General features: G+C 67.9%; 2 protein-coding genes. Both read left to right on the top strand.

Features of this window, described 5'->3' with window-relative positions:
- Window positions 1-758 (top strand): Gfo/Idh/MocA family protein (locus ELR45_RS28605; RefSeq protein WP_205857452.1); only part of this gene is annotated, 758 nt, incomplete at its 5' end.
- Window positions 755-1416: hypothetical protein (locus ELR45_RS28600; protein ID WP_165368191.1), on the top strand; the 662-nt coding region annotated here is incomplete at its 3' end. The genes ELR45_RS28605 and ELR45_RS28600, both read left to right, overlap by 4 nt.

Genomic DNA, 1416 nt, shown 5'->3' with positions numbered 1-1416 from the left:
ACGTGCTGGTGGAGAAGCCCTTCACCACCTCGGTCGACGACGCCGACCGGTGTGTCCGTGCCGTGCGCGAGGCGGGCGTCACCGCGATGTGCATCTTCAACCACCGCTGGGTGCCTGCCTACGCACAGGCGAAGGATCTGATCGCCGGACTGGGCAGTCCTGCGGTCGGGTATGCGCGCAAGGATGACACCATCTACGTGCCCACCGAGATGCTCAGCTGGGCGGACCGTACGACCTGCGCCTGGTTCCTCTCCAGCCACGACATCGACCTGATCACCTGGCTCTTCGACGACAAGATCGAACAGGTGTTCGCCACCGCGCGCCACGGCAAACTGCGCTCCATGGGGATCGACACCCCGGACGGCATCCAGATCCAGGCGCGGTTCAGCAGCGGGTCGATCGCCACCTTCGAGTCGGCCTGGATCTATCCGAACACCTTCCCGACCATGGTCGACAGCTACATCACCCTGATCTGCGACGACGGCGCGATCCAGCTCGATCGCCAGCAGGAGAACGTCCTGCTGGCCACCCCTGACGCCTTCACGTTCCCGCGGAACATGCTCAAGCGCACCGTGCACGGCGTGCGTGCGGGCGCCTACCGGGACGCGGTCGCGCATTTCGTCGACTGTGCCATACGCGGAGTCGAGCCGCTGATCACGGTGGAGAGTTCGCGGCACGTCACGGCCGTCCTGGAGGCGGCACATGCGTCGATCGCGTCGGGTGAACCGGTCGCGGTCACGGAACAGGTGGCCGGATGACCCAGTGGGTGGAGAGCCCGCCGCACATCGACGACGCCCGGATGCGGCACATCGGCGACCGGCACCTCCTGGACTCGCTGGATCTGACGGTTCCGGGGCTGGAGACGGTGGCTAAGTCGGGGGACGACACGGACCGGGCGCTGCGCGAGTGGCGTGCCTACCGGGCGAGCACTGCGGCGCCGGTCCCGGTGGCCGACATCGGGCGATGGGTACGCCGGCGCCGCTCACGCCCGTCGGCGCCTCCGGCCGACGACGTGCTGCGCAGCGCGGAGTCGGTCGGGCACGTCTTCGGCGCCCGGGCAGCGCAGGGAGGATTTCTGGGTGCGGCGGATCATCTGCTTGAGGCGGAGGTCGACTTCCTGGACTCCAGCCTCGGCCGGTCGCGCTTCTACGGATTCCACTACCTGTACTGGATGCGACCGTTGCTGGAGGCCTACGCGCTGACCGGCCGGCCGAGGTACGCGGCTCGCTTCGGCGAGCTGGTGTCCCAGTGGTACGACGCCCGTGACCAGGTGATCGGTGGCTGGCCAGGGCTGGACGTCATCTGGTACTCGCTCGGAGTCAGGGCCCGCAGCGGCGTGTTCAACCAGGCGATATCGCTGCTGTCGGCGGAGCCAGCGTTCACCGACGAGCAGTGGCGACGGACCATGAAATCCCT

Origin of the sequence: Phytoactinopolyspora endophytica, assembly GCF_004138495.1 — a bacterium.
Taxonomy (GTDB): domain Bacteria; phylum Actinomycetota; class Actinomycetes; order Jiangellales; family Jiangellaceae; genus Phytoactinopolyspora; species Phytoactinopolyspora endophytica.
This window is presented reverse-complemented; position numbering and strand designations above follow the sequence as displayed.